This window comes from Paraburkholderia sp. BCC1876 (assembly GCF_902833695.1).
Classification (GTDB): domain Bacteria; phylum Pseudomonadota; class Gammaproteobacteria; order Burkholderiales; family Burkholderiaceae; genus Paraburkholderia.
This window is the reverse complement of sequence record NZ_CADFGI010000002.1, coordinates 11,885-34,304: the sequence shown is the minus strand read 5'-3', so window position 1 is coordinate 34,304 and position 22,420 is coordinate 11,885. Positions and strand designations below refer to the sequence as shown.

Below are 22,420 nucleotides of genomic sequence, written 5' to 3'. Positions count from 1 at the left end.
CTGAACACAATGAATACTCTTCGCGGGCTTGAGCCCGCCGATCGCCAGCGGCTCGACGCGCTGATTCGACACGCCAACACGGAACGTCACCCGGCCATGACCGATTTCATCGACGGCGGCCATTTACACATCAATGAAGCGCTGCGCAACGCGTTGCCACTCGACCAAGCCGCGCAAGCTTTTCTCGATGCGCTTCCGCTCATGACCGATTACACCGGCGCCTCGTACCGTGTGTCGCATATCACGCGAACCGGTCTCGCCGCGCTGCAGCGCGGACACGCGCGGCGGTTCGCCGACCTCGGCGCCCAATGCGCCTTCGTGCTGCCACGCCACGCGGCCGCCTGGGCGCTGCGAACGGCCTCGGCGTATCCACGCGACGACCTGTGCGAGCTCTACTCGATCTTCGACGAATCGGTCCCGCAGAAAAATCTGTCGAGCGCGTTGCTCCCCGATCTGGTCGTCGTGCCGCCCGCCACGACGCTGTGCCTGAAGGCGCTGCGTTTCGTGGCGAGCGCAGGGCCGTCCGACGCCGGCCGCGCGCGCGTCGTCGCCCATTTCGCCGGCGCGGATCCGTCGTGCGCGGCGCGCTACGACCTCTTCAGCGGAGTACGGCACCGCTGACGCGAGGCCGCCGTCGAGTGCGAGGGGCCGTGCGATTCGACGACCCGTCCGGTAAACTGCGGCGCGCAATGCACTTATCCGGATGTCTCGACTTGAACCGCTACGCCCTCCTTCTCATTACCTCCATGCTGCTGGTCGGCAGCAATGTCGGCATCGGTAAATCGATCGTCGAGTTCGTTCCCGTGCCGTTGTTCGCGCTGCTGCGCTTCGTGATCGCGATGGCGGTGCTGTGGCCGTTGCTGCGCGTGGCCAAACTGCGTCGCGTGAAGCGCGGCGAGTGGTTCAACCTGTTTCTGCAGGCGCTGTTCGGCACCTTCGGCTTCACGCTGCTGATGCTCAACGGCGTGCAGCGCACCAGCGCGGTGGCGGCCGGCGTCATCACGAGCACGATTCCGGCGGTCGTCGCGCTGCTCTCGTGGCTGATTCTCAAGGAGCGCCCGAACGGCCGCGCGCTCGCGTCGATCGCGCTGGCGATTGTCGGCGTGGTCGTGATCAATCTGGCGCACGTCGATCAGAACGCGGGCGGCGAGACTTCGTTGAGCGGCAATCTGATGATTCTCGGCGCGGTGTGCTGCGAATCGCTCTACATCATTCTGTCGCGCCGCCTCACGCAAACCCTCGCGCCCATCGACATCTGCGCGTACACGCATCTGTTCGGCCTGTTGCTGATGCTGCCGCTCGGCGCCCGCGCGCTGTTCGAGTTCGACTATCGCGCGGTGCCGCCCGGTGTGTGGACGCTGGTGCTGTGGTACGGGCTATCGGCCAGCATCTTTTCGTTCTGGCTGTGGATGAAGGGCATCCGCCACGTGCCAGGCAGCCTGGCCGGTGTGTTCAGCGCCGTGCTGCCGGTGGCTGCGGCGATCTACGGCATCGCGTTTCTCGGCGAACGGCCGACGCTCGCGCACGGCATCGCGCTCGCCTGCGTCGTCACGGGGATCGCGCTTGCCAGCCTGAGGGTTGGACGGACGCCGCCGGTGGCGTCTTGATACAATAGCGCGCCCGTTGCGGACTTTTCCGGCCACCCGTTGGCCGTGCTCCGCGTCGTCTGCGCCCCGTTTGTGTCTCCGCTCCGTGCGCCCCGCTCGCCGGACCGGTGCATCGAGGCCGTATTCCGTCACCTGCGTTTCATCCGACTCCGCCTATGTCCGCTCCGCGCCCCGACTCAGCCCGCACGCGCCGCCCCATGCGCCCGCTGCCCGCCATCATCTTCATGAGCCGTTGGCTGCAAGTGCCGCTCTACCTGGGCCTGATCGTGGCCCAAGGCGTCTATGTCGTGCTGTTCCTCAAGGAAGTCTGGCATCTCGTCACGGCCGCCATGACGCTCGACGAAACCAACATCATGCTGGTCGTGCTCGGCCTGATCGACGTGGTGATGATCTCGAACCTGCTGATCATGGTGATCATCGGCGGATATGAAACCTTCGTGTCGCGCCTGGGCGTAGAGGGTCATCCGGACGAACCGGAATGGCTCGACCACGTGAACGCCGGCGTGCTGAAAGTCAAATTGTCGATGGCGCTGATCAGCATCTCGTCGATCCATCTGCTGAAGACCTTCATCAGCCCCGACCAGAATTCGACGCACACCATCATGTGGCAGGTGATCATCCACGTCGCCTTCCTGGTGTCGGCGCTGGTCATGGCGGCGGTCGACCGCCTCACCACCAGCACGCACCCCAAACATTTTCAGGAGCCCGCCGAATTGCACGCGCTGGGCTCCACCGGTTCCACTCCCCTGAAGGCGCACGACTGACTCGCGCAGCCCTGCGATCAGTACAACAAGCGCCATTGTCCCCACTGAGCCTAGCCATGACCGTCATCAAACAGGAAGATCTGATTCAGAGCATTGCTGATTCGCTTCAGCACATCAGCTATTACCACCCGCTCGATTACATCCAGGCCCTGGGCCGCGCGTACGAACTCGAACAGAGCCCGGCCGCGAAAGATGCAATCGCGCAGATTCTCACCAACAGCCGCATGTGCGCCGAAGGCAAGCGCCCGATCTGCCAGGACACCGGCATCGTCACGGTGTTCGTGAAGGTCGGCATGGACGTGCGCTGGGCGAGTGAGTCCGGTTCGGCGACCATGGGCGTCACCGACATGATCAACGAAGGCGTGCGCCGCGGTTATCTGAACCCGGACAACGTGCTGCGCGCGTCGATCGTGAGCCCGCCCGAAGGCGGCCGCAAGAACACGAAAGACAACACGCCGGCCGTGATCCACTACGAGATCGTGCCGGGCAATACCGTGGACGTGCAGGTGGCGGCCAAGGGCGGCGGCTCGGAAAACAAGTCGAAGTTCGCGATGCTGAATCCGTCGGATTCGATCGTCGACTGGATCTTGAAGACCGTGCCGACCATGGGCGCGGGCTGGTGCCCGCCGGGCATGCTCGGCATCGGCATCGGCGGCACGGCCGAAAAAGCCATGGTGATGGCGAAAGAATCGCTGATGGACCCGATCGACATTCAGGACGTGATCGCCCGCGGCCCGCAGGACTGGATCGAAGAACTGCGCGTGGAACTGCACGAGAAGGTCAATGCGCTCGGCATCGGCGCGCAGGGTCTCGGCGGTCTCGCCACCGTGCTCGACGTGAAGATCATGGCTGCGCCCACGCACGCCGCGAGCAAGCCAGTCGCGATCATCCCGAACTGTGCCGCTACGCGTCACGCGCACTTCACGCTGGACGGTTCGGGCGTGGCGAAGCTCGAAGCGCCGTCGCTCGACGCATGGCCGAAGGTGCAGTGGGAACCGGACACCGAGAAGAGCCAGCGCGTCGATCTGAACACGCTGACGCCGGAACAGGTCGCCGCATGGACGCCGGGCCAGACGCTGCTGCTGTCGGGCAAGATGCTGACGGGCCGCGACGCCGCGCATAAGCGCATCGCCGACATGCTGGCGAAGGGCGAAAAGCTGCCGGTCGACTTCACGAACCGCGTGATTTACTACGTCGGCCCGGTCGATCCGGTGCGCGACGAAGCCGTCGGTCCCGCCGGCCCGACCACCGCCACGCGCATGGACAAGTTCACCGAAACGATGCTGTCGCAAACCGGCCTCATTTCGATGATCGGCAAGGCGGAACGTGGTCCGGTGGCGATCGAGTCGATCAAGAAGCATAAGGCCGCGTATCTGATGGCCGTGGGCGGCGCGGCGTACCTCGTGTCGAAGGCGATTCGCAGCGCGAAGGTGCTGGCGTTCGAAGACCTCGGCATGGAAGCGATCTACGAGTTCGACGTGCAGGACATGCCAGTGACCGTCGCCGTCGATTCGAACGGCACCTCCGTGCACCAGACCGGTCCGAAGGAATGGCAAGCGAAGATCGGCAAGATTCCGGTCGCAACAGTTTGAATTTGTATTGAGACAGGTTGAGTTCTTCAACCGATAAATCTCAAGCCGGGGTCTCGTACCCCGGCTTTTTTTCGGCTGAAATGAGAACGGTACTCATCACGCAAAATAACCTTCAAAATCAAGCATAAAACTGTATTTTTGCCTTGGCTTTTTGCGCTTCGCCGTTTATTGTTCTGGGAAATTCAAATCCCCTACAAGGACATCTCATGCAAGGCGACAAGAAGGTCATCGAATATCTCAACTCGCAGTTGAAAAACGAACTGACCGCGATCAACCAGTACTTCCTGCATGCCCGCATGTACAAGCACTGGGGCCTCGAAAAACTCGGCAAGCATGAATACGACGAGTCGATCGGCGAAATGAAGCACGCTGATTGGCTGATCGAACGTATTTTCATGCTCGACGGCTTGCCGAACCTGCAAGACCTGCACAAGCTGCTGATCGGCGAGGAAACCAAAGAAATCCTCGAATGCGATCTGAAGCTCGAACAGATTTCGCAAAGCACCTGCAAAGAAGCGATCGTGTATTGCGAATCGGTTCGCGATTTCATCTCGCGCGAAATCTTCACGAAGATTCTCGACGATACGGAAGAGCACATCGACTGGCTCGAAACGCAGATCGATCTGATCGACAAGATCGGCATTCAGAACTACCAGCAAACCGCCATGGGCCCGATCGGGTCCTGAGCGAAACAGGCTGGAACGCGCCGCGCGCGGGTTCATGGGAATGCGCTTTGCCTGCAGCGTTCTTCATGACCCGCGCCGCGCGGACGATATACTTGCGCACTTCCCTGTTTTGCTGAGTTTTCGTTGACCGCCGTGCCGCGCGCGTCCTCTCCGCCTATGCCTACAGAATTGCCGTCCACGGGTGTTCGACCTGTTACCGCCGCCGCGACTGCGTCGCGCGCGCCGGTCGGCATTTTCGATTCGGGTCTGGGCGGGCTGTCGGTGTTGCGGGCGGTGCGGGCGCAACTGCCCGACGAAGCGCTGCTGTATGTCGCCGACTCGCTGTACGCCCCTTATGGCGAACGCGACGACGACTTCATTGCCGACCGCACGCTCGCCATCGGCGAATGGCTGGTCAAGCAAGGGGCGAAGGCGCTGGTGGTCGCGTGCAATACGGCGACCGCGCAATCCATCGCGCTGGTTCGCGAAAAGCTGTCCATTCCATTGGTCGGTGTCGAACCGGGTATCAAGCCCGCCGCGCTGCAGTCGAAAACCCGCGTGGCCGGCGTGCTCGCCACGCAAGTCACGTTGCGTAGCGCGCGCTTTCAGGCGCTGCTCGATCGCTACGCTTCGGATTGCCGTTTTCTCTGCCAGCCGGGCCATGGCCTCGTGCAAGCGGTGGAACGCTGCGACGTCGACTCGGCGGAACTGCGCGCGCTACTGCGCAGCTACCTGGAACCCATGCTCGACGCAGGTGCCGACACGCTGGTGCTTGGCTGCACCCACTACCCGTTCTTTGATGCGGCGATTCGCGACCTCGTCGGCGACCGGCTGATGCTGATCGATACGAGCGTCGCCATTGCACGCCAACTTGAGCGCGTACTCGACCAGCACGGTCTGCGCGCCGCAGCAGCGGGCGACACTCACGCCCCTGCTCTGCCCCGCTTTTATTCCACCGACGACGGCGCGCATCAGAAGCAGCTCGCCGCGACGCTGCTGCACCTCGACGCCCATGTCGAACGCGTACTGATCCCTTCGCGCCGCACCGCAGCACCAAACTCCCAAGCCGCATAAATCTGCTCCCGCGCGACGTCTTTTGCGTCACCGAGGGACTTCGCGCGTACTTTTGCGGCGATTTTTCGCCTCATTGCCCGTTTTTTTCGCTCCACGGACCCCTCGCGCCGGAATCTGTCCTATAGACGAAACCCTTCTAAGAGTCTGGTTTTGTTACAAAAAATCATGCAGGACGCTTGCCAAACGCTCCAAACAAAATGATAATAATTCGCATTAACGTTAGCTATGACGCCCTGCCATGATTGTCTGTGTCTGCAAGTCTGTTTCTGACCGAAAGATCCGTGCCTCGATCGAAGATGGCATGGACTCGTTCGACGAGCTTCAGTTCGAGCTGGGCGTCGCGTCCTGCTGTGGCAAGTGCGCCGAGTCCGTGCGCGACGTCATGATGCAAAGCGGCGTGTGCGCGAGCCGTTGCGGCTTCGAGCATCATCCGCAGGCTGTTCCGTTGACGTTCTACGAGCGCAAGGCCGCCTAAGGTCACGTTTCACTGCGCGGCTCCGGCCGCGCTGCAAAGCGCCCGCTGTCCCGATTGTTTCACGCGCCTGTTTTACGCTCGTTTGCGTTCGCTTTACGTTTTATCCCACTGCCGTCAGCAAGCCAGTATCCGTACCAGCCAGCTAGCTAGCCCCGCTCACCCGTTAAAAAGGAGTTTGAGATGGAATTGCTGATTGGTTTCGTGACTACTTTGTTCATTTCGCTGCTGATCTTCCGAACATGACGATGTCTTGTCTGACGCGCTGTTTCGACAGCGCGCCGCCACGCTAACATGCAGGCCTCGCATACCGTTTCAGCCGGCGTCACGCCGGCTCCATCCGCCCGAATGAATTCACGCGCCCTAACCGCGACAGCCGTGGTTGCGGCGATTCACGTCGCATTGCTTGCCGTGGTCCTGACGTTGCGTCACGATCCGGTCCAGCCGGTACTCGAATCGCACGTCATGACGGCGCAGTTGCTGCCGCCGGCGCCGCTGGCCGCGCCGGTCGCGTTGCAATCGATCGCGCCGCCCCCGCCCAAGCCGACGCCGGTTCATAGCAAGCCCAAAGTCAAGCCGACTCTCACGCCCAAGCCGACTCTCACGCCGTTGCCGCAAGCAGCCGCGCCGTCGCCGACCGCGATTGCGGCCCCGGATCCGACGCCGCCTGCGCCTGCTGCGCCGCCGATCGCCGCTCAGACGATGGAGATCGCCGCGCCGAAGAACGTCTCGCATCTCGACTGCAATATCGCCAGGCCCGATTACCCGTCGCTGTCGAAGCGGCGCGGCGAGACCGGCACCGCCTACGTGAAATTCGTGGTCGGCCTGAGCGGCAAAATCGAGAACGTCGAACTGAAGAAAAGCAGCGGCTTCAGCCGTCTCGACGACGCCGCGGTCGCGGCCGTCCATGCGAGCGCCTGCAAGCCCTATCTCGAGAACGGTCAGCCGGTTCGCGCGGCGTACACCCAGCCTTACGACTTCAATCTGAACGATTGAAGCAGATTTTAAAAACAAGGAATTGCAATGCAAAACTACGGATTGGCGCACGTGTGGGCGCAAGGGGATTTCGTGACGCGCGGTATCGCGCTCGCGCTGATGATCATGTCGGTCATGTCGTGGAGCGTAATCGTCATCAAAGCCTGGAATGTGATGCGCCTGAAGCGTCTCACGAAGAACGCCGAACAGGCGTTCTGGCACTCGGACGACCTCGCCGACGGCGTGAAGAAGCTCGGCGCGGAATCGTCGACGCCGCAGGACAACCCGTTCCTCGCGCTGGCGCTGTCGGGCCAGGAAGCGGCCGATCATCATCATCAGACGCAGCCGCATCTGCATGACCGCATGGACGTGTCGGACTGGGTCACGCGCTGCCTGAAAGACACCATGGACGAAAGCGTCGCGCGTATGCAAAGCGGTCTCGCGATTCTCGCGTCGATCGGCAGCACGGCGCCGTTCGTCGGCCTGTTCGGCACAGTGTGGGGCATCTATCACGCGCTGCTGGCGATCGGCGCGAGCGGTCAGTCGTCGATCGATCAGGTTGCCGGCCCGGTCGGCGAAGCGCTGATCATGACCGCGTTCGGTCTGTTCGTCGCGATTCCCGCCGTGCTCGGCTATAACGCATTGACGCGCGCGAACAAGTCTGTTGTCGCCAAGCTGAGCCGCTTCGCGCACGGTCTGCACGCATTCTTCGTGACGGGCGCGCGTTTGTCGTCGTCGAAACGCGGCGACGGCCTGCGTCTCGCGGCCCGCAACCACTGATCGACGAGGCACTCCGATGGCAATGAGCCCTTTCGCCAGCGACGATGACGACGGCCTGATGAACGAAATCAACATGACGCCGCTCGTGGACGTCATGCTGGTTCTCCTGATCGTCTTCATGGTGACGATTCCGGTGATTCGTCACGCGGTCAAAATCGATCTGCCGCACGCGAGCAGTCAGAAAGAAGACACGAAGCCTGCGCAAGTCACGGTCGCGATCGACGCGGACGGCAACATATTGTGGGACGACCAGAAGGTCGACGAAGCCACGCTGAGCACGAAGATCGCGCAAGCCGCGCAGGCGGATCCGCAGCCGGAACTGCATCTGGACGCGGACCGCAAGGTCCCGTACGAGAAAGTGGCGGAAGTGATGTCGGCGGCGCAGGCCGGCGGTCTTACGAAGATCGGTTTCGTGACGCAGCCCAAGGGCAAGTAAGCGTCTTTGAACTGCTTCGAGGGCAACCCTTCAGCTTGAAACGTGTCCGCCGAAAAATACCGGAAAGCCCTTAAAACAAGGGCAAAAAGTAAAAGGCCTTCATCGTCAGATGAAGGCCTTTTTTTGTGCGCACTCGGCGCCTTCGGGCGGCAGGACTACTTGCCATCATTCGAAGATTGATAGCTCGTCGTGTCACTGCATGCGACAGCCGTGATCGACACGGACAGCGCGGTCAGCCCTATCAGGCCGGCTATCATAGCGGCCATGAGTTTTCGCATAAGAGACTCCTTAGCGAAGGGATTTCAATATAGGCCCGCCAGCGCGTGCATTCAAGCAAACCGTCATTGAAAGTACTCATGACAGCCCGCGCTTAAATGCTAAAAGCGATGCCGCTGCCTGCGAGCACCGCTACGACACCGCCGCCAGCATCGGCTGGGCCGCCGCTTTTTCCTCGCGCGCGGGGCACTCGCCCGTAATGTGCTTGCCCTCGTCCGGATCGAGCATCTCGACCAGATAATCGACGAATGCCCGCACGGCCGGCACCATGCCCTGCCGCGACACGAAAACCGCGTACAACTGCGGCGTCGGGAAGGTCCAGCCCGGCATGACCGGCGACAGTTGTCCGGCACGCAATGCGGCGCCGTACATCATCTCAGGCAATGCGGCGATGCCCACGCCGGAGAGCGCCGCTTCGCGCAGCATCATTAGGTCGGCGGTGACGAGACGCGGCTCGTGTTCGTGCGCGTGACGCGTGCCGTCGGGCGAGATCAGATTGAACACGTGACGTCCGTCGCCGCTCGGCACGTCGAGTGTTTCAAAACGGCTCAGATCGGCCGGCAGCAGCGGCGGCGCATTCTGTTGCAGCAGACTCGGCGCACCCACCAGCATCTGCTGCGTGCGCCACAGCGGCCGCACCACGATGTTGGCGCTTTCCGGCGGATCGGAGCGCACGCGCAACGCGACATCGATCGAATCCTCGAACAGGTCGACCACGCGATTGGTCACGCGCATCACCACGCGCACTTCCGGATAACGATGCATGAATTCCGGCAGGATCTGCGACATGATGGTCTGCGAGATCGTGACCGGCACACTGACGCGCACCGTGCCGCGCGGCGACGAGCGCAACTGCTGCACGACGTTGACGGCCGCCTGCGCTTCCGCCAGCATCGCCTGACAGTGCTGATAGAACAGCTGCCCCGCTTCCGTGAGCGCCAGCTTGCGCGTGGAGCGCTGCAGCAGGCGCACACCCAGCGACGCTTCCAGCTCCGTCAGGCGGCGCGACAGGCGCGACTTGGAGATCCCCAGCACGCGCTCGGCGGCGGAAAAACCGCCATGTTCGACGACCTGCGAGAAATACATCAGGTCATTCAGATTGTGTGAATCGATCTTCATCTCATCGTTCCATTAATAGAACAATCCATTGCGCAGCGGTGGCTGGCACCCCTGAAAACGGTCCCTATAATAGCTCCATGTTTCAAAAATAACGCTATTCCCCATTTTTTTGAGGTGACTTTGATGAGCACGAGCCGCACGATCGAACGCACGTTTCCCGCTGTTCGCACGACCGAGGGCGGAGGCTTTATCGTCCACCGTCCGTTTCCGACCCGCCTGCTGATGGACTTCGATCCGTTCCTGCTGCTCGACGAAATGGGGCCGATCGACTACGCGCCGGGCGAGGCGAAAGGCGCGCCCGACCATCCGCACCGCGGCTTCGAGACGGTCACGTACGTGCTCGAGGGCCAGTTCGGCCACAAGGATTCGGCGGGCCATTCCGGCACGCTGCATGCCGGCGACGTGCAATGGATGACCGCGGGCGCGGGCGTCGTACACAGCGAGATGCCGGACCCGTCGTTCGTACAGACCGGCGGACGTGTGCATGGCCTGCAGTTGTGGGTGAACCTGCCGCGCCGCGACAAGATGATCGCGCCGCGCTACCAGGAAATGCCGTCGTCGAGCATTCCGGTGGGCACGTCCGCGGATGGCCAGGTGCGCGTCAAGGTGATCGCCGGCGAGGCGCTCGGCGTAAAAGCCGCAATCGAAACGCGCACGCCGATTCTCTATCAGCATTTCTCGCTGCAGCCGGGCGCGACGATCCGGCAGCCGGTGCCGGCCGAGTATCGCGTATTCGCTTATAGCCTGTCGGGTAAAGGCTTTTATGGCGAAGGCGAAGCGCGCCAGGAAATCGACGCGCAGAAAATGGTGGTGTTTCAGAACGACGGCGAATCCGTCACGTTGACGGCCGGCGCCGAACCGCTCGAAGTGCTGTTGCTGGGCGGCGTGCCGCTGAAGGAGCCGGTGGTGCGCTACGGCCCGTTCGTGATGAACACGGAAGACGAGATCCGTCAGGCCGTGGTCGACTATCAGGCCGGGCGCATGGGCGCGATCACGCACTGAGTGCATCGGCGAGGCAACGTCGGGTTGGGGCGGGTCGCCTTGCCGCCCTTGCCGCGTTTGCTCCGTCGCTCGCAGTGCGTTTGCAGCCTCACGCTGCCTCACTCGCGCCGCCCGCCAGAACCGCTCAGCCCAGTCACGAAGCCTGTTAAATTCGTTCACAATAGCGATTCATTCCGCGCGCCGCGCCGTTTATCCATAACGGGACGCGGCGCGCGGCAATTTCCGTCCCTGTTCAGGAGCGCGCATGGCAGAGTCCACCGTCACCGCCCACATCGGCTCGACGAATTTCCAGGTCCTGTTGGACGACGGCAAGCACACCTGGCTTGCCGACGAACCCGAGTCAGCCGGCGGCGGTGATCGCGGCCCGACGCCCGTCGCGATGCTGCTGTCGAGCCTCGGCGCCTGCACGTCGATTACGCTGAAGATGTACGCCCAGCGCAAGGAATGGCCGCTCGCCGACGTGCGCGTCGAGCTCTCGCTGGCAAGCGGCGACGCGGGCACGACCATCGACCGCAAGATCGTACTGGAAGGCGATCTGTCCGACGAGCAGCGGGAACGGCTCTTGCAAATTGCCAATGCGTGCCCAGTTCACAAGATCCTCACGCATCCGATCACGATCCGTTCGGGCCTCGCCGTCGCTTAAGCGGCCAGGAGCGACTGCGGCGAATTGCGCTTCGCCGCGGCGCTGTAGACCGCACGTATTGCAACGCTTTCATAGGAAGCCGTCGTTTTGAATTTCGAACACCTTATCCAGATCAACGACCCGTTGAATCCGTTTGTCGACTCGATGACCCGCGCCCAACTGTGGGAAGGTCTCGTGCTGCGCGCCGAACAGCCGCAACTGTTCGTGATAGGTCTCGACAGTTGCACGATCCTGTCGCGCGCCGGCAATGTCATCGAACGGGAACTGCACTACGGTCAGGCGACCGTGCGTGACCGCGTCACGCTGCAGGACGACCAGAGCGTGCGCTACGACATTCTGCCGACCGCAGACCACGTCGGCGGCTCGCTGACCATGACGATCGAGCAGCCGGACGAGCTACAACTATTCCTGCGCTTCGAATACGCGACGACGCTGCCGGAGTCGACGGATCCTGACGCGCATCAGACGCAGGAGATCGTCAAGTCGGCGTATCGCGAGAACGATATCGATACCGTGCGGCTGATCCGCCAGTACGTGCAGACCAAGCAGGAACCGGGTTCGCTGCACTGAAACACTGAAACACTGACATACGCGCGGGCGCCCTGCCCGCGCGCTGCGCATCGAGCGCAAGACCGCTTGCCGGGGGCGGTCGTTCATCTCTCTCCGTCACTACCACACCAGCCCGCTTTGACTATCGAAACTTAAATCCGATGAATTTCTCTTTCTTGTAAATGGGAATAGTTATCATTTAGAATTAATCCATCGAATCGACCAACAGCTAAAACGAATGACCGATCTCAACCGCCCTTCCACACTCAGCCTGCGCCGCCCGGCGGCCGCGCTGACCAGCCGTCCGAAACCGTCGACGGCAACGGCAACCGCGGCAAAGCCTGTTGCGGATCGTGCTGATGGTTCGGCGGCAACATCGGAGCGGGCCGTACGCAGCGACACTCTGCTGCAGGGAAATAGTCACGTCAGCATCCTGCACAACGGCGAAACCTACCAGCTGCGTGCAACGCGCTTAGGCAAGCTGATTCTGACGAAGTAGCACCGAACATAGCAGTACGTACCGGGTATTGTGGGGACCACCTCCTCGAGAGGTGTTAGGCAGTAGCCAGCCACGACGGCTTGCACGTGAGAACTAGACCCCTTCGTGCAGACACCAAGCCAGCCGTCGCAGCAAGCCAGGCCGCTTTTTTTGGTTCCCACTCATTGCGGCAACACGAAACGTTCGTGCGCCGGACATGCAGAAAATGGAAAAGCCGCGGAGATGAAATTCATCCCACGGCTTTTTGTTTTGCGACAGAGGCCGACATGTTCATGCACCTCGGCGAAAGCGATCGCAGCGCATGCAGTCGACGCTATTTGGAAGCCCAGCCCCAGAACATCAGCCACCATGCGCTATCGACCACCGCCAGCGCCCCGCCGAACCACAACATGGCAAGACCGCGCTGCACGAAGCGCTCGCTATAGCGGCGCGTCACCAGCCACGCGAGCCACGCGCTCCACAGGTTGGCAATCGCCAGAATGGCGATGCGCAGATCCGACGCCCACCACAACGACACATGTTCCGCACGCAGCAGCGACAGCGTCATAGCCGACAAGCCGAGGAACACGCCGGCGCCGGCAATCGGAATCAGCCCTTGCGTCAAATGATGCAGACGCACGGTGCTAAAGCGCCCCAGCATGCGCGTCGCACCCATCAGCAACACCAGCAGCGCGGTGCCGTACACCAGCGCCGTGGCGACGATGTAGCCAATCACCATCGTGCCGTCGAGCCACGAAAACACATCGTTCTGCTCGGGATAATGCGTGAACAGGAACCACGGCGCGTTGGTTTCGAGCGGCCAGGTGATGTCGTGATCGACAAGCCAGGTCGCGAAAAACATCTTCATGTCGATGAACCAGCGCGAAGCGGTCCAATGAAACGCACCGATCGCGATGCCGAGCAGACCGTACAGGATCAACGCGGTGTCCCATGCGTTCGCCTGCTTGTCGCCGAGTTGCACGACTTCTGTCGACGGCGCGCGCCACGTCAACGCAACCGCATCGCGGTGGCCGCTGCAACGGCCGCACATATGACAGTCCGCCGCACCCTTCATGTTGCGCAACGGCACGAGCGGCGCGCAATTGATCGGAATCACGCGGTGCCCATGCTCGCCGTTCTTGTACGAATGGCGCCACGCGTCTTCATCGACTTTGTAGTGAAACGGCGCGAGGCGCGCCAGAAGCGAAAAAACCCCGTTGACGGGGCACAGATACTTGCACCAGACGCGCTTTTCGCGTCCGTACAGCAAACCGATGATCATCGCCGCGAACGTCGAGCCGCCCAACACCAGCAGCACGGCTTTCGGATACTGGTAGACGCTCACCATCTGGCCATAGATCGTAGTGATGCCGAACGCGACGAAAGGCCAGCCGCCCCAACGCATCCAGCGTGGAATCGCCCAGCCGCGACCGTACTTGCTGGCGAATTCGGCGAGCGCGCCTTCCGGACACAGCACGCCGCACCAGACACGGCCGAGCATCACCATCGACAGCAAAACGAACGGCCACCAGATGCCCCAGAACACGAACTGCGCGGCGAGCGTCAGGTTGGTCCACAGATGCGCGGTGTCGTCCGGCAGCGGCATCACCGCCGGCACGAGAATCAGAAACGCATACACCGCCACCACCACCCACTGGATGCCACGGATCGCGGAACCATGACGCTGCATCCACTGCCCGGCCACGGCGAGGCGCCCCGGACGGGTCATCGCGCGACTCATGCTGCGCGCCCCGCCGCTTGCTGCGCCGGCTTGCGATTCGCACGACGCACCAGCAGGTAGACAACCGCCCAGTACACGGCATAAGCGAGCAGATTCATCAACGCCGGATGCGCGCGATAACCGGTGAGCGTCGCGACCAGCGAACCGACGGTGCTCGAATCATCGAGAATCGCCGACGAATTCCACATCTGGTCGACGAGCGTCGGCAGAAATTCCTTGTCGATCAGCTTGTCGACGCCGGTCTGAAACAACCCCGCGCCAAGGAACAGCAGCATGATTTCGGTGACGCGGAAAAACAGCCGCCACGAAAAGAACTTGCCGCCCAGTTGCAGCACATAGAAGGTCAGAAACGCGAGACCGAGGCCGAGCACGACCGCGAGCATCTGACTGCCGTCCACGTGACCCGATTGACCGAAACCCAGCCCGTACAGAAAGATCACCGTCTCGCTGCCCTCGCGTGCGATCGCGAGCGCCACCAGCAACGCGACGCCCCACCAGTTCGAATCGCGCTGGCTTTTCTGCAGCGACTGTTCCATGTCGCGCTTGAGCGAGCGGCCGTGCTGCTTCATCCACAGCACCATCTGCACGATCAGCACGCAGGCGACCAGCACCATCGCGGTCTGGAAATAATCCTGTGCGTCGCCGGACAGCACTTCGGTGAAACCGACCAGCGCGGCGCCGAGCGCCACGGCCGCGATCAAACCGGCCACCACGCCGCCCCACAGGTACGGCAAACCGCGACGCGCATCGTCGTCGCCATTTTTCAGCCACGCGTACAGGATGCCGACGACCAGCAACGCCTCGACACTTTCCCGCCACACGATGAATAGAATCTGACCCATCTAACTCTCCTCGACTGCTTTGACGAACACGCAACCGCCGACGGCGCGCGCTCGCGTTTCAAGCCACTACTTCGCGACGATCACGCCCTGCGCCTGCTGGTGGAAGTCGTCGAAAAACTTGTACTCGCCCGGCTCGAGCGGCGCGATCACCACGAACGAATCCGCGCCGGGCGCCAACACTTTCTCTTTGCGTAATTGCACGCTTTCGAATTCGGCGGCGCCTTTGCCGATGTTGTGCACTTCGATCTTGATCCGCTGCCCCGCCGGCACTTCGATGCGAGCCGGGTTCAGCTTGCCGTCGTTCATTTCCAGCTTGAAGGTCGGCAAATCGACGGCATGGGCCGCACCCGCCAGCAACGCGGTGGTGGCGAGAAGCGCGATCTTTCGGTGAATTCTCATTAGCCTTTCCGGAAAAACGCGGCGCGCCGGGTTTGATTCCCAGCGCGCCGCCTGCTGCATTCATTCACTTCCGATCACGTCGCGCCGCGCGTTCAAGAGCATTCAAGAGCGCTCAAGCGCGCTCAAGCGCAGCGCGGCGTGACGAACCGCGACGATCAGTAGCCGCCCTTCTTGCCGATACCGGCGAAGGTGAAGTCGTAGTCGAGCGTGATCGGCTTGAACCACGCGCCCACGCCGGTTTCCTTGTCGACGTGGCGGCCGAAAGCCATGTGGCCCGTTTGCATCGGCGCCTCGACGATCAACTTCAGGTGGTATTTGCCCGGGCCTTGCAGCTTGACGTTATCGCCGTAGTGCGGACCGTCGTTGGCGACCATCGCCATCATGTCGCCCTTCTGCGTCTGATTCGAACCGGCTTTCGTCAGCTCGTAACGCACTTGCAGATACGGCATCCAGTCGCCTTCGGCGAAACCGGTCGGATTGTTTTTAACTGCGTGAATGTCGGCTTCCAGATGAACGTCCGAATCCGACGCCTTGCGCATCATGCCTTCGGGTTCCATCGTGATCGGCTGCAGGTAGACGGCGCCGATCTCCATGCCGCCCTGGATCTGCTGCTTGCCGATCGGATATTCCGCGGCCGTTGCCGAGAGCGCCGCGACGGCGACCACTGCTGCTGCGCCACCGCGCACAAATGAAGAAATCCGCATTGAAACTCCTAGTTTTTATCAGTGAGACTGGAATGAAATCCATTGGAACAGTGCGGTCAGGCACGTCTCGGCTGGCGCGACCATTATCTTTCAGAACACCCACAGACCGTAAGCAAAGCGCATACCAAAACGTTAATGCGAACCATTCTCAATATTGAATGAGTTTATCATCGATCGCGGGTGAGAACAAATTGGACCGTGCCCAAAGCCTTATGGCAGAGGGGTCTTAAGGCATTCTTAAGGAAACGTTCGAACGCACCGACAGGTGTCGCGCCGACCCGATGTCGGGTAGCTGTCGGTCTGCCAGGTGGTCTTATGTAGGGATGTTGTCGGGACAGTGTCGGCCGTTTGCCGATGCTTTGTCCGACATCAAAAGAAAAGGCGCGGCAGACTGCCGCGCCTCGAGTGCTGGCGATACGTGAATCAGACGCCGGAGATGTGATCGCCGACGTTCGCGCCGAACACGCGTTGGCGCAGCAGCGCCAATTGGTCGCGGGTCTGCGCCGCTTTCTCGAATTCCAGATTCTTGGCGTGCTCCATCATCTGCTTTTCGAGGCGCTTGAGTTCCTTGGCGAGCTGCTTTTCGGACATGTCCTCGAACTTCGCGCGCGTTTGCTGTTCCTTCAGTTCGGCGCGCGCGTCGTCGACGTTGTACACGCCGTCGATAATGTCGCGAATCCGCTTGACCACCCCGCGCGGCGTAATGCCGTTCGCGAGATTGAAGGCGGTCTGCTTGGTGCGCCGCCGCTCGGTTTCGTCGATCGCGCGACGCATCGAGTCGGTTATCTTGTCGCCGTACAGAATCGCCTTGCCGTTCACGTTGCGCGCCGCCCGGCCGATGGTCTGGATCAGCGAGCGCTCAGAGCGCAGAAAGCCTTCCTTGTCCGCGTCGAGAATCGCGACCAGCGACACTTCCGGAATATCCAGCCCTTCGCGCAGCAGGTTGATCCCGACCAGCACGTCGAACGTGCCCAAGCGCAAATCGCGGATGATTTCAACCCGCTCCACCGTGTCGATGTCGCTGTGCAGATAGCGCACCTTGACGCCGTGATCGGCCAGAAACTCGGTCAACTGCTCGGCCATGCGCTTGGTCAGCACGGTGACCAGTACACGATCGCCGACTTTGACGCGCTCGTTGATCTCGCCGAGCACGTCGTCGACCTGGCTGCGGGCCGGCCGCACCTCGATTTGCGGATCGACGAGCCCAGTGGGTCGCACCAGTTGCTCGGCCACCTGCCCGGCGGTTTTCTGCTCGTAATCCGCCGGCGTGGCCGACACGAACACCACCTGGCGCATCTTGCGCTCGAACTCGTTGAACTTGAGCGGCCGGTTGTCCAACGCCGACGGCAAACGGAAACCGTAGTCGACGAGGTTCTCCTTGCGCGCCCGGTCGCCGTTGTACATGCCGTTCAACTGGCCGATCAGCACGTGCGATTCGTCGAGCAGCATGATCGCGTCCGGCGGCAGGTAGTCGACCAGCGTAGGCGGCGGCTCGCCGGGCGCCGCGCCCGAAAAATGCCGCGAGTAGTTTTCGATGCCTTTGCAGAAGCCCAGCTCCTGCAGCATTTCCAGATCGAAGCGGGTGCGCTGCTCGAGGCGCTGCGCTTCGACCAGTTTGCCGTCGCCATAGAAGAATTCGAGCCGCTCGCGCAACTCGTTCTTGATGGTTTCGACCGCGCGCATCACCGTATCGCGCGGCGTTACATAGTGCGACGACGGATACACCGTGAAACGCGCAATCTTCTGCCGCACGCGGCCGGTGAGCGGATCGAACAGCTGCAGCGTTTCGACTTCGTCGTCGAACAGTTCGAGGCGCACCGCCATCTCGGCATGCTCGGCCGGGAAAATGTCGATGGTGTCGCCGCGCACGCGGAACGAGCCGCGCTGGAAATCGGCTTCGTTGCGGTTGTACTGCATCGCGATCAGCCGCGCGATGATGTCGCGCTGGCCGAGTTTGTCACCGGTGCGCAGCGTCAGAATCATCTTGTGGTACTCGGACGGATTGCCGATACCGTAAATCGCCGACACCGTCGCCACGATCACCACGTCGCGCCGCTCCAGCAGGCTCTTGGTGGCCGATAACCGCATCTGCTCGATGTGCTCGTTGATCGACGAGTCCTTTTCGATGAACAGGTCGCGCTGCGGCACGTACGCTTCCGGCTGGTAGTAGTCGTAGTACGAAACGAAGTACTCGACCGCGTTGCGCGGGAAGAACTCGCGGAACTCCGAATAAAGCTGCGCGGCGAGCGTCTTGTTCGGCGCGAACACGATCGCCGGACGACCCAGCCGGGCGATCGTGTTGGCCATCGTGAAGGTCTTGCCGGAGCCGGTCACGCCGAGCAGCGTCTGGAACGACAGACCGTCTTCGACGCCTTCGACGAGCGTGTCGATCGCCGTGGGCTGGTCGCCGGCCGGCAGGTACGGCTGGTAGAGCTGGAACGGCGAGCCTTCGAACGTGACGAATTTGGATTCGTCGAGCGCGTCTTCGGCTTCAGTGTGGTGTTGTTCGGACATGTGGGGCGGCACCGGGCCTTGGGCAAAGAACTATTCTAACGGGTTGCGCGAGCCCGGGCTGAGCGGGTCCGCGTAGAGGTTGGGCTCAATCCCTCGCTACGACGTGGCGCCTGGCTGCCTGTTTTTCAAGCAATTAATTCCCCTCGACAGGCCGCGTCGGCCGAAAAAAGGCCGTGAATTCGTTACAATGCGAAGTTGCGCTCGCTCGCAGCTGCCCGCCACCCGCCAGTGTTTTTTGTCAGACGCAGCTGGCCGGGCCGCCCCGCGCTCGATGCCGCCGCCCTCTTTTCACTACTGCTGCCCACCCATCATGTCTCTGTTCTCCGCCGTCGAACTTGCTCCCCGCGACCCGATTCTGGGCCTGAACGAAGCTTTTAACGCCGATGCGCGCGCCACCAAGGTCAATCTTGGCGTCGGCGTGTACTTCAATGAAGAAGGCAAGATTCCGCTGCTGCGCGCCGTGCGCGAAGCCGAACGGGCGCGCGTCGAAGCCGCGCTGCCGCGCGGCTATCTGCCGATCGAAGGCATCGCCGCCTACGACGCAGCCGTGCAAACGCTGCTGCTCGGCAACGACTCGGCGCTGATCGCGGCCGGTCGCGTCGTGACGGCGCAGGCACTGGGCGGCACGGGCGCGCTGAAGATCGGCGCGGACTTCCTGAAGCGCCTTGACCCGAACGCCAAGGTCGCGATCAGCGACCCGAGCTGGGAAAACCACCGCGCGCTGTTTGAAAGCGCAGGCTTTGAAGTCCTGTCGTACCCGTACTACGACGCGCAAACGCATGGCGTGAACTTCGAAGGCATGCTGAGCGCGCTGAACAGCTACGCGGCGGGCACGGTCGTCGTGCTGCACGCTTGCTGCCACAACCCGACCGGCGTCGACCTCAGCGTCGAGCAATGGAAGCAGGTGGTCGAAGTCGTCAAGGCGCGCAATCTGGTGCCGTTCCTCGACATCGCGTATCAGGGTTTCGGCGACAACATCGAATCGGACGCAGCCGCCGTGCGCCTGTTCGCCGCGTCGGAACTGAACGTGTTCGTGTCGTCGTCGTTCTCGAAGTCGTTCTCGCTGTATGGCGAGCGCATCGGCGCGCTGTCCATCATCACCGCGAGCAAGGAAGAATCGTCGCGCGTGCTGTCGCAACTCAAGCGCGTGATCCGCACGAACTACTCGAACCCGCCCACGCATGGCGGCTCGGTGGTCGCTGCGGTGCTCGCGTCGGCCGATCTGCGCGCCACGTGGGAAACGGAACTGGGCGAAATGCGCGACCGTATCCGCGCCATGCGCAACGGTCTGGTCGAACGCCTGAAGGCAAGCGGCGTGGATCGCGACTTCAGCTTCGTAAACGCACAACGCGGCATGTTCTCGTACTCGGGTCTGACGGCGCCGCAAGTGGACCGTCTGCGCGAAGAGTTCGGCATCTATGCAGTGAGCACCGGCCGTATCTGCGTGGCTGCGCTGAACACGCGCAATCTCGACGTCGTGGCTAGCGCGATCGCTCACGTGTTGAAGTAAGAAGCCTTGTCGGCGCGCGGCTTGTTCCGCGCGCGCCTGGTTGATGTGAAAACGGCGCCCTTGCGGGCGCCGTTTTTCGTTTGTGGCGATTGTGGCTTGCGATCTTCTCAACGTGAATCGCGATGAATATCGTGCGTGACAAAACCCGCATCGTTATCCGGCATGTCGAGCCAATCGGGTTGCGCAAGCGAACGGTGGATATCGTCGAGACCGCTTTGCCAGTGTTCGCGCATCGTCGTCAGGCCGAACTGGAAGTCCTTGAAATGCCCTTCGTACTCCTTTTGCCGATAGATGAGATGCATCACGTTGTAGCGCTTCGAGCACGATAGATCGTCGGCCAGCTTGCACCACGGATCGTCGCGCTGATCGGACGGTACGCGGTCCAGCACTTCGCGCAACACGTGCCGGAAACGCTGCGACCGCTGCAGCATATCGGTCACGAGACGCGTACGGCTCGAGTACTGAATGTCCTTCATGCGCCCCTGAACGTCGGTGATGTTGTCCGGCACCGGCCCGATCGCGCTCCACAGATCGACCTGGAACGCGAGCGTGTCGTGACGCGGCGTGGACTGCATCACCTCGTAGAGCGGCGTATTCGACATCAAACCGCCGTCCCAGTAGTACTGACCGTCGATCTCGACCGCCGCGAAGCCCGGCGGCAACGCACCCGATGCCATGAAATGCTCAGGCCTCAGCGTGGTATGCGTGTTATCGAAGTACGCGAAATTCCCCGTACCGCAATTGACCGCCCCCACCGACACGCGCATTTCCTTCGAGTTAATCCGGTCGAAATCGCACATCGCTTCAAGCGTAGCCTTCAGCGGCGTGGTGTCATAGTAGCTGGCCATTTGCGGCGGCCCGGACACCGTGGGCAACGGCGGCGGGAAACGTGGCACAAAGAATCCCTTTTGCCCTTCGACGATAGCGCCCATCGCCTGGGTGGCCGTGAAAGCCTTGCGTATCGCCTCGCTGGAATTGAAGAGCGCGTGTTCGATAAAGGCCGGCAGCGGCGGACCGAATGCCGGCTGGCAGATCGTCTCCCAGAACTGCAGCAGCCGTTCGACACGCTTCTCCGGTGGATTGCCGGCGATGATCGCCGTATTCAACGCGCCGATCGAAATACCCGCCAGCCAGTTGGGCTCGATGCCGGCCTCGTAGAGCCCTTGATAGACGCCGGCCTGGTAGGCGCCCAATGCGCCACCGCCTTGCAGCACCAGGGCGACGGTTTCGTACTTGGGCAAATGGAGGTGCCGGCCGGGGTGTGCAGCGGGCGCGGGACCCGCGCCCTCGCCTTCCCCGTCGCCGGGCGCACCTACGCGCGCCCGCTTGAGATTGCGTTGCGCCATGGGCGCCTCCTTATTGCATGTACCAGCCGTGGCTCACAATAAAGGACTGGCCGGTCAGCGCCGCCGTCGGGAAGGTGGAGAGGAACAGCACCGTCTGCGCGACGTCTTCCACCGTGGTGAAGATGCCGTCGACCGTGCCGCCCAGCATCACGCGCTTGATCACGTCTTCTTCGCTGATGCCGAGTTCTTTGGCCTGCTCGGGAATCTGCTTGTCGACCAGCGGCGTGCGCACGAAACCCGGACACACCACGTGCGAACGCACGTTGTGCTTCGCGCCTTCCTTGGCCAGCACGCGCGAGAGGCCCAGCAACGCATGCTTGGCGGTCACGTAAGCGGACTTCAGCGGCGACGCTTCATGCGAATGGACCGAGCCCATGTAGATCACGATGCCGCCGCGATCGTCTTTGTACATGTGCTTGAGCGCGGCCTTGGTGGTCAGGAAAGCGCCGTCCACGTGAATCGCCTGCATTTTCTTCCAGTCGGAAAACGAATAGTTTTCGATTGGATTAACGATCTGGATGCCGGCGTTGGAAATCAGAATATCGATCGAGCCGAATTCGGCGGCAACCTTGTCGATGCCCTGGTTGACGGCGTCTTCGTTCGTGACGTCCATGGCCACGCCGATTGCCTTGCCGCCGCCCTGGTTGATTTCTTCAGCGACGGCGTTCGCCCCGTCCTGATTCAGGTCGGCGATCGCGACCGCCGCGCCCGCTGCCGAAAGGGTGAGCGCAATCTGCTTGCCGATGCCGCTAGCAGCACCGGTGACTACCGCGACTTTGCCATTCAGATTCGTGTTCAGTGACGACATCCAGAACCTCCATGCAGTTGATGAGCAATGAGACCACGGACCGCGGGCGGCGTGAAGTCAGCCAAACGGCATAGGCCGTCTGGCCGAATGCTGCACTGCGGCCAACGCTGCTATTGTGCATGAA

At 62.0% G+C, this 22,420-nt stretch carries 23 protein-coding genes; 15 read left to right on the top strand and 8 right to left on the bottom strand.

Annotation, left to right across the window (positions count from 1 at the left end):
- The first annotated feature begins 9 nt into the window (after window positions 1-9).
- The 10 genes from HWY05_RS06650 to HWY05_RS06605 all read left to right on the top strand — a co-directional run bounded on the left by HWY05_RS06650 (window position 10) and on the right by HWY05_RS06605 (window position 8,365).
- Window positions 10-621, top strand: a complete 612-nt coding sequence (locus HWY05_RS06650) for a hypothetical protein (protein WP_156126625.1) — start codon at window positions 10-12, stop codon at window positions 619-621.
- Window positions 622-713: 92 nt separating this feature from the next.
- Window positions 714-1,607 (top strand): DMT family transporter, encoded by an 894-nt coding sequence (locus HWY05_RS06645; RefSeq protein ID WP_176057833.1) that lies wholly within the window; start codon window positions 714-716, stop codon window positions 1,605-1,607.
- A 197-nt stretch (window positions 1,608-1,804) separates the two neighbouring features.
- Complete coding sequence (locus HWY05_RS06640; protein WP_244146534.1) at window positions 1,805-2,371, top strand: TIGR00645 family protein; 567 nt, start codon at window positions 1,805-1,807, stop codon at window positions 2,369-2,371.
- A 56-nt stretch (window positions 2,372-2,427) separates the two neighbouring features.
- Entirely contained in the window at window positions 2,428-3,963 is a 1,536-nt protein-coding gene (locus tag HWY05_RS06635; RefSeq protein ID WP_035551612.1) for a fumarate hydratase, read from the top strand.
- Between the two features lie 206 nt (window positions 3,964-4,169).
- Window positions 4,170-4,649, top strand: a complete 480-nt coding sequence (gene bfr / locus HWY05_RS06630; protein ID WP_035551614.1) for a bacterioferritin — start codon at window positions 4,170-4,172, stop codon at window positions 4,647-4,649.
- Window positions 4,650-4,805: 156 nt separating this feature from the next.
- A complete protein-coding gene (gene murI, locus HWY05_RS06625; protein WP_176057831.1) occupies window positions 4,806-5,702 on the top strand; it encodes a glutamate racemase in 897 nt (298 codons plus the stop codon).
- A 238-nt stretch (window positions 5,703-5,940) separates the two neighbouring features.
- Window positions 5,941-6,177 carry a (2Fe-2S)-binding protein gene (locus tag HWY05_RS06620; RefSeq protein WP_035551619.1) on the top strand — a complete coding sequence of 79 codons (237 nt, stop codon included), beginning with the start codon at window positions 5,941-5,943 and terminating at the stop codon, window positions 6,175-6,177.
- 291 nt (window positions 6,178-6,468) lie between these two features.
- Window positions 6,469-7,170 carry an energy transducer TonB gene (locus HWY05_RS06615; protein WP_035551622.1) on the top strand — a complete coding sequence of 234 codons (702 nt, stop codon included), beginning with the start codon at window positions 6,469-6,471 and terminating at the stop codon, window positions 7,168-7,170.
- A 27-nt stretch (window positions 7,171-7,197) separates the two neighbouring features.
- On the top strand, window positions 7,198-7,929 hold the full coding sequence (locus HWY05_RS06610; RefSeq protein ID WP_035551624.1) for a MotA/TolQ/ExbB proton channel family protein: 732 nt from the start codon (window positions 7,198-7,200) through the stop codon (window positions 7,927-7,929).
- 16 nt (window positions 7,930-7,945) lie between these two features.
- A complete protein-coding gene (locus HWY05_RS06605; protein WP_176057830.1) occupies window positions 7,946-8,365 on the top strand; it encodes a biopolymer transporter ExbD in 420 nt (139 codons plus the stop codon).
- A 408-nt stretch (window positions 8,366-8,773) separates the two neighbouring features.
- On the opposite strand, the gene HWY05_RS06600 is transcribed toward HWY05_RS06605, so the two are convergent.
- Window positions 8,774-9,760 carry a LysR family transcriptional regulator gene (locus HWY05_RS06600; RefSeq protein WP_176057829.1) on the bottom strand — a complete coding sequence of 329 codons (987 nt, stop codon included), beginning with the start codon at window positions 9,758-9,760 and terminating at the stop codon, window positions 8,774-8,776.
- A 123-nt stretch (window positions 9,761-9,883) separates the two neighbouring features.
- Here HWY05_RS06600 and HWY05_RS06595 point away from each other — a divergent pair, with 123 nt between their 5' ends.
- From HWY05_RS06595 to HWY05_RS06580, 4 genes are all read left to right on the top strand, one after another.
- A complete protein-coding gene (locus HWY05_RS06595) occupies window positions 9,884-10,762 on the top strand; it encodes a pirin family protein (protein WP_035551631.1) in 879 nt (292 codons plus the stop codon).
- A 244-nt stretch (window positions 10,763-11,006) separates the two neighbouring features.
- Window positions 11,007-11,405, top strand: coding sequence for an OsmC family protein (locus HWY05_RS06590; RefSeq protein ID WP_035551634.1), 399 nt, complete (start codon window positions 11,007-11,009; stop codon window positions 11,403-11,405).
- An 87-nt stretch (window positions 11,406-11,492) separates the two neighbouring features.
- Window positions 11,493-11,975: an SRPBCC family protein gene (locus HWY05_RS06585; protein ID WP_176057828.1), complete on the top strand. Its 483-nt coding sequence runs from the start codon at window positions 11,493-11,495 to the stop codon at window positions 11,973-11,975.
- Between the two features lie 217 nt (window positions 11,976-12,192).
- A complete protein-coding gene (locus HWY05_RS06580; protein ID WP_035551641.1) occupies window positions 12,193-12,453 on the top strand; it encodes a hemin uptake protein HemP in 261 nt (86 codons plus the stop codon).
- Between the two features lie 313 nt (window positions 12,454-12,766).
- On the opposite strand, the gene HWY05_RS06575 is transcribed toward HWY05_RS06580, so the two are convergent.
- The 5 genes from HWY05_RS06575 to uvrB form a co-directional block, all read right to left on the bottom strand.
- Window positions 12,767-14,173 (bottom strand): 4Fe-4S binding protein, encoded by a 1,407-nt coding sequence (locus tag HWY05_RS06575; protein ID WP_176057827.1) that lies wholly within the window; start codon window positions 14,171-14,173, stop codon window positions 12,767-12,769.
- Window positions 14,170-15,015, bottom strand: a complete 846-nt coding sequence (locus HWY05_RS06570) for an FTR1 family protein (protein ID WP_176057826.1) — start codon at window positions 15,013-15,015, stop codon at window positions 14,170-14,172. The genes HWY05_RS06575 and HWY05_RS06570 overlap by 4 nt, the downstream gene beginning before the upstream one ends.
- Before the next feature lie 66 nt (window positions 15,016-15,081).
- A complete protein-coding gene (locus tag HWY05_RS06565) occupies window positions 15,082-15,414 on the bottom strand; it encodes a cupredoxin domain-containing protein (protein ID WP_035551649.1) in 333 nt (110 codons plus the stop codon).
- A 155-nt stretch (window positions 15,415-15,569) separates the two neighbouring features.
- On the bottom strand, window positions 15,570-16,118 hold the full coding sequence (locus HWY05_RS06560; RefSeq protein WP_176057825.1) for an iron transporter: 549 nt from the start codon (window positions 16,116-16,118) through the stop codon (window positions 15,570-15,572).
- 423 nt (window positions 16,119-16,541) lie between these two features.
- Entirely contained in the window at window positions 16,542-18,632 is a 2,091-nt protein-coding gene (gene uvrB, locus HWY05_RS06555; protein WP_035551655.1) for an excinuclease ABC subunit UvrB, read from the bottom strand.
- A 310-nt stretch (window positions 18,633-18,942) separates the two neighbouring features.
- Between uvrB and HWY05_RS06550 the strand changes: the two genes are divergently transcribed.
- A complete protein-coding gene (locus HWY05_RS06550) occupies window positions 18,943-20,142 on the top strand; it encodes an amino acid aminotransferase (protein ID WP_035551658.1) in 1,200 nt (399 codons plus the stop codon).
- A 107-nt stretch (window positions 20,143-20,249) separates the two neighbouring features.
- Here the strand turns inward: HWY05_RS06550 and HWY05_RS06545 are convergent, their stop codons facing one another.
- Complete coding sequence (locus tag HWY05_RS06545) at window positions 20,250-21,488, bottom strand: patatin-like phospholipase family protein (RefSeq protein WP_035551661.1); 1,239 nt, start codon at window positions 21,486-21,488, stop codon at window positions 20,250-20,252.
- A 10-nt stretch (window positions 21,489-21,498) separates the two neighbouring features.
- Window positions 21,499-22,296 carry a 3-hydroxybutyrate dehydrogenase gene (locus tag HWY05_RS06540; protein WP_035551664.1) on the bottom strand — a complete coding sequence of 266 codons (798 nt, stop codon included), beginning with the start codon at window positions 22,294-22,296 and terminating at the stop codon, window positions 21,499-21,501.
- Between the last annotated feature and the right edge of the window lie 124 nt (window positions 22,297-22,420).